The organism is Pseudomonas sp. F01002, from assembly GCF_004402115.1.
Lineage (GTDB): Bacteria > Pseudomonadota > Gammaproteobacteria > Pseudomonadales > Pseudomonadaceae > Aquipseudomonas > Aquipseudomonas frigoris.
Window position 1 is genome coordinate 23,722 of sequence record NZ_SOPU01000036.1, and the last position, 5,914, is coordinate 29,635.

The window sequence follows — 5,914 nt, forward strand, 5'->3', positions numbered from 1 at the left end:
CGAACCCTATGACTGCCTGTCCCCGGACTTGATGGACGCACTGGCGACTCATGTCGCCAAACAAAAAGGCTTGCTCCCCGCCGCCTGATTTGTCGCCGGTACCTAAAAGCCGTACTTGGCCTCTATGCCATACATCCCAAAAAACAACGATATGCGCCCCCTACCTTGCCTAATTCCTGAGGTTTGAGTCCATTGCAGCTCAACAGCGCGGACGTAAACACCAGAATCACCGAATCGCCTAAAAGCGACTTTGCAATCATCCGCACAACCAACCCGGCTCGTTGGGGCTGTGACGTTCACGTCACCATTGCAGGATGATCAACACCATGAAATCAGGCTAATCCCGGCACCATCAAACGCCTACCGAATGCTCCAATCGTCCAATGAGATCAATGACGGCTTGGGTCTCTACACAGTGCAAGCGAACCGCTTGTAAAACACAAAAGGGGATACCTTGGTCGTGGAGGCCTGGCGCCGCGTGAAGGCCGCCCTATCGTTGCCCAAATATCTGTTTGAACAGTCTCGACGGGGTCATATTTTTTGATTGATGAGTCCATACCCACCTCAAGGGGCTTCAATTATCCAATGATGATCCTGTGGAGCTATGTGATTGCAGCAAGAGTCCGAACGCCAGTTTCAATTCACTCGGTTGCGCCCGCTGCGCTTGGCTTGGTAGAGGGCATCATCGGCACGAATCAGAAGGCTTTCCACATCGTCACCTGCTTTGGCGAGGGCGACACCAAAGGACGCAGTTACAGTGTCTAGCACCTCATCCGTGCCACGAACCTTGATCCGCAGTGCCTGAATTTTTAAGCGCAGCTGCTCAGCAAATGTATGAGCACTGGTGAGATCAAAACACTCGTGCAGGACTACACAGAACTCTTCACCACCATAGCGTGCCGCCAAGGCCTGAGGCGGGATTGAGTTCCGTAACACCTGACCAACATGCTCAAGTACCCGGTCGCCCAAAGGATGGCCATACCGGTCATTGAACTGCTTGAAATGATCGATATCCAGCATGACCAATGCCACCCCGTGAGGCGTGTTGATCAATGCATGCTCCAGCAAGCGAGTGAAGGTAGCTCGGTTCAACACCTTAGTCAGCCCATCCAAAGATGCCGCCAGCTGGGCTCGCTCGAGCTTGTCTCTCAGACTCTTAATTTCATTTTGCGCTGTGTGCAGCTGGGAGAGGAAAAGCTCTTGCTGATCCTGCATGACCTGGGTGCTCTGTTGCAGCTCGCTCAGAATGGCAGGCAACCTCTTGTCGACCGGCTCCGCGAGCATTTCCATGCAATGACCAAGACTGGCTTGAAAGTTGGCACTGCCATTCACGCTACGCGAGACATTACGCTCCATGTCGTCAACCAGATTGATCGCTTGTTGTTGCCCTGCGCGCGCCTCCTCCAATTCGTTACGAATGATGTAGTCGCGGAAAAGCTTCGTAGCGGATTCTGGAGGGAAACAGTCGAAGTCTTTGACCACCCTGTCCAGATGGCGATTAAGCTCTGGCTCCTGACCTTTGCTGTAGGTGTACCAGAGAGCATAGTGCACGGGATTTGGTGGAATGTTGTGACGCACCATCAGTGGTACGGCCTGCTTCAGCAGAGCCGCCGCCTCGCGGGAGTCCTCTGGATACAGCGCTAGGGCAGTCGCACGCGTCTCTGATTGGCTCATAACGTCACTGTGGTTGGTTTTTATTGGCATATATGAATTCGGGGGGCAGCATATCCTTACGTACACCAAGCAGCCATACATAAGTTCATCAGCAGATGTCCAGCGAGGCGACTGCGAGCGCGGACTATCCATCACCGTTATGCCTCTGGATAGCACCCAACTGACTTGTGAATACCATTTTTAGCCTTGTAACTAGCATAGTTAGCAAGGCGTGATAGTCGGAAACTCACGATCAAGGAGATATGGCTTTCAATCACCTTTATCACATTGCCATTCTTATGCGTTCAAGCCGATCCAGCCAGGGATACCCGCGTAGAGGCCAACCCCAATGATCAGCACCCTGAAAATCGAAAAAGGGTCGTAGCTTTGTACTCTCTCACTGCCTGCGTTCCCGTCGATTACGGAATCATCCCAGGCATGTTCCCAATTTGACACGATCGCCGTGTTGGAAGAAATTGATGATCCGCCTCCTCTCTTCGACCTTAAATCCTTTGGCTGTATCTGCAGCCCAAATTTTCGACACGATCGATTGGATGTTCCCCAACCGGCCACTGGCCCAGTCGATTACTGGGTGCCTGGTTTCCTAATAGGAGTGACAAATTGCTGAATCGGCCTGACAAAGATGCGCTACGTGCGATGCTGGAATCGCAAGTACAAGAAAAGCTACAGCACGACCCTGATGCGGTAACGACTTATGCAGCACAGCCTGAACCCGAACGAAAGCCATACACCAGTAAACCCACGGTTCAGGACAAGGCATTTCACAGGGAGCTCGATCAGATGCGTGCGGATGCTGAAGCCGGAGTGATACATAAATCAGTGCGCGAGCCAATGGACGATGGTGAGTCTAGCCTTGCGCTCAATGATTACCCTGGCTTGAAAGAGGCAGGCTCTGCATCAAATCAGTGGTGATGTTTAGCGCCTGTGCTGCGGTAATCGGCGCCTAGCCGCCCTCCTCTTATGCAAGCTGTCGACGCATGGTAAGCGTCCGGCGAACACTGCTTGGCGAGTCAATAACACATGTCTCCAGCGTGGGCACGGAGAACTCCGGGTAGCCTTCCATTGGGGTGATGAAACCGAAGATGAGCCGAGCCTTCCCCGCTGGATACCCGCGTATAGCCGATGCTATGTGCGGTCGGGGGGCCGAGAGCCTGTCCCAATCGGATTCATGCCGCGGCTCCCACTTCTTCATGCGCACGCGATCGACCCAGCAAGGCGAACACTAGCAGCGCAGTCAGTGCCGAAGATGCAGCCAGGATGTACAAGACCCAGCGGAATGCCCGGTCGTAGGTCGCCAGCAGCAAGGCACGCTCGCCGCTGACAAGGGCACTGGCATGCGCCAGATCGCCGAGCGCGGCGCGATTGGCGGCCTCGATCACAACGGCTGGATCGGCCGCGGCTAAAGTGCCGAGCAATCCGCCCTGAATTAAGAACGCCAGCATCGCGCCCGCCACCGCGATGGCAATCCCATCGGCCGAAACACGCACGCAGTTGAAGATGCCGGTCGCCATACCTGCACGTTCTGTCTCCACCACGCTCACGGCCATGCCATCCATCAGCCCCCAAGGCAGGCCAATGCCTGCGCCGATCAGCGCCAGCGGCGCTACCAGCGCAGGGCCGGCCCCGCAGGACAACACCTGACCCACCCAGACCAGTCCGGCCGCCACCAGCAGCAGCCCGACGCCAGACAGCATGCCGGAGGTGAACCAGCGCGACAACAACGCGGTAAGGAACGGCACGACCAGCAGCGGCGCAGCCAGGGCGATCATCATTTGGCCCGCTTCCAATGCGCTCAGTCCGTCGATTCCGATGAAGCGGCCCGGCAGCATCACGATCAGTGTGACAAAGAAGAAGGCCGGCGATGCGGCCAACACCTGCACGCCGACGAAGCGCCCACTACCGAATAACGAAAGGTCGAGCATCGGGCGCGCGACGCGGCGTTCGATGCGTACAAATGCGATGAATAGCACGACTGAGGCCAATAGCGTGCCGAGCACCGAAGCGCTGCGCCAGCCTTCTTCCGGCGCCAGCAGGATGCCGTAGGTGAACAAGCTCAGCGCGGCGGTGAAGCTGAGGGCGCCGGGCCAGTCCAGGCCGGTAGAGTCTGGGTCTCGGGACTCCGTGGCGCTGACCCACACCAGCAGGAAACCGGCCACGCCGATCAGCGCCGTCGCCAGGAACACCCAGCGCCAGCCCGCCACCTCCACCAGCCAGCCTGCCGCCAGCGGCCCGAAGGCCAGGCCGATGCCAAACGTGGTGCCGAGCAGGCTGAACACACGTGTACGGATCGGGCCGTGGAAGGTCTGTGCCAGCGAGGACATGGCGCCCGCGAAGGCGGCTGCGCCGCCCAGCCCTTGCGCCAGGCGCAGCCCGTCGATCCAGCCGACCGTCGGCGCCAGCGGGATTAAGAACGTTATCAGCACGAATAGCGCCAGGCCGACCAGCCACACGCGCTTGCGGCCATAGGTGTCGGTCAGGCTGCCGGCCGCCATCATGGCGCTACCGTAGGTCAGGATGTAGCCGTTGACCACCCAGTTCAGTTGCACCGCCGTCCCGCCCAGTTCCTGACTGATGGACGGCAGCACGACGGCCGGCCCGGTGAAGCACAGCGGGATCAGGATGCCCGTAAGGCAGGCGGCAAGCAGTTGCAGCCAGTCGCGTCCGGTGGTACCGCTTGTGGCGGTCAGAGCTTGTGTCATGGGAAATATCCGCAAAGAGTCATTAGAGGGTCAGGCAGGCGTCCCATACTCGAAAGCCAAGACAGCCGCATCCAACCTGTGCAGCCGTCAGCGTAAGTGCGGGCTCGATTAAGAAAAATGGGCTAAGGTTCCGAACATATCGGACAAATTTTCTTAGAACGGTGAAGAATGGACTCCCTCAATGGCATAGCGTTCTTCGTGCAGGCGGCGGAAGCCCGTAGCTTTTCGGAAGCCGGGCGCGTGCTCGGCGTCTCGTCTTCCGCCGTGGGCAAGAGCGTGGCCCGGCTGGAGGAGCGGCTGGGCGTGCGCCTGCTCCACCGCAGCACGCGCAGTATCACGCTGACCGCCGAGGGCACGCTGTTCCTGGAGCGTTGCCGGCGCATCCTCTGCGAGGTCGAGGCGGCGGAATTGGAACTGTCGGAAACCCGGCAGGCGCCCCAAGGCAAGCTGCGCGTGAGCATGCCGCTGGTAGGCAGCTTGGTCATGCCGGCGCTGACGGCCTTCATGCACCGCTACCCCGCCATCGAACTGGACGTGGATTTCTCGGATCGGATGGTCGATGTAATCGAGGACGGATTCGATGCCGTCATTCGCACCGGAGAACCGACTGATTCCCGGTTGATGTCCCGTGCACTGGGCACCTTCAAGCTGCTGCTAGTTGCCTCGCCCCGGTACTTCGCCGCCCGCGGCACTCCGCGCGAGCCCGCCGGCCTGACGGGCCACGCCTGCCTGCAACATAAGTTCCCGAGTACCGGCAAGTTCGAGTCGTGGCCCTTGCGCAGGCCGGAGGGCGAGGCAGAACCCGTCCTCTTGGCCTCGATGGTATGCAACACCACCGAGGCCCTGTTTCACGTCGCCCGCGATGGCCTTGGAATCGCCTGCCTGCCGGACTTCATGGTGCGTGATGCCATTGCGGCCGGCGAACTGGTGACGGTGCTGGACGACTTCAACCAGCATCAGGGCACCTTCCGCATGCTTTGGCCATCGAGCAAGCACCGGGCGCCGAAGCTGCGCGCATTCATCGACTTCATGGGCGCGGAGCTTTTCAAAACTTGATCCGGACTGGGCCACGTAAGCGCCGATGCCCATCACCTGCGCCTATCCAGGAACTTCGACGCGATGCGCTGACGCCTGCCGCGTCTGCTAAAGCATCAGTGCGATCCCCAGGCCCACGGCAACCGTCAGCGTGCCGTCAACGCACTTTGCGAAAGTCAGATAGGCACCCACTGATGTGGCAACAGATTGCCCAATCTCACTCGCGCGCTGAGTTGGCAGGCGCGTGAGGACATCCTTCAAATAGGCATACGGATCATGCCCGTTGAGCCGCGCAGACTGGATCAAGCTCATGATCGCTGCCGCCCGTTTGCCGCTGCGCAACGAACCCGCAAAGAGCCAGTTCTTGCGCCCAAGTGCCCACGGACGGATCTGGTTGTCGGGTAGTCAGACGCGGTTACCCGCGTCCAACCCCCTAAGAACCGTGCATGCGAGTTTCCCAGCACACGGCTCAAGCCTCTACAAAGGCACTGTTAAGTACCCAGCTA

The 5,914-nt window shown here is 58.8% G+C and carries 5 protein-coding genes and 2 pseudogenes; 4 read left to right on the top strand and 3 right to left on the bottom strand.

Annotation, left to right across the window (positions count from 1 at the left end):
- Nucleotides 1–88, top strand: a pseudogene (locus E3W21_RS32045) (glutathione-dependent formaldehyde-activating protein); the annotation flags it as partial.
- 548 nt (nucleotides 89–636) lie between these two features.
- Here E3W21_RS32045 and E3W21_RS27855 read toward each other — a convergent pair.
- Nucleotides 637–1,674 carry a GGDEF domain-containing protein gene (locus tag E3W21_RS27855; RefSeq protein WP_178084155.1) on the bottom strand — a complete coding sequence of 346 codons (1,038 nt, stop codon included), beginning with the start codon at nucleotides 1,672–1,674 and terminating at the stop codon, nucleotides 637–639.
- Between the two features lie 600 nt (nucleotides 1,675–2,274).
- On the opposite strand from E3W21_RS27855, the gene E3W21_RS27860 reads away from it, so the two are divergent.
- Nucleotides 2,275–2,586 carry a hypothetical protein gene (locus E3W21_RS27860; protein ID WP_129444079.1) on the top strand — a complete coding sequence of 104 codons (312 nt, stop codon included), beginning with the start codon at nucleotides 2,275–2,277 and terminating at the stop codon, nucleotides 2,584–2,586.
- A 254-nt stretch (nucleotides 2,587–2,840) separates the two neighbouring features.
- On the opposite strand, the gene E3W21_RS27865 is transcribed toward E3W21_RS27860, so the two are convergent.
- On the bottom strand, nucleotides 2,841–4,373 hold the full coding sequence (locus E3W21_RS27865) for an MFS transporter (RefSeq protein WP_134422790.1): 1,533 nt from the start codon (nucleotides 4,371–4,373) through the stop codon (nucleotides 2,841–2,843).
- Nucleotides 4,374–4,541: 168 nt separating this feature from the next.
- On the opposite strand from E3W21_RS27865, the gene E3W21_RS27870 reads away from it, so the two are divergent.
- Nucleotides 4,542–5,429, top strand: coding sequence for a LysR family transcriptional regulator (locus tag E3W21_RS27870; protein ID WP_134422792.1), 888 nt, complete (start codon nucleotides 4,542–4,544; stop codon nucleotides 5,427–5,429).
- 155 nt (nucleotides 5,430–5,584) lie between these two features.
- On the opposite strand, the pseudogene E3W21_RS27875 reads toward E3W21_RS27870, so the two are convergent.
- Nucleotides 5,585–5,807 (bottom strand): annotated as a pseudogene (locus tag E3W21_RS27875) (transposase domain-containing protein); the annotation flags it as partial.
- Between E3W21_RS27875 and E3W21_RS31490 the strand changes: the two are divergent.
- Nucleotides 5,719–5,914: hypothetical protein (locus E3W21_RS31490; RefSeq protein WP_218570181.1), on the top strand; the 196-nt coding region annotated here is incomplete at its 3' end. The pseudogene E3W21_RS27875 and the gene E3W21_RS31490 sit on opposite strands and share 89 nt — an antisense overlap.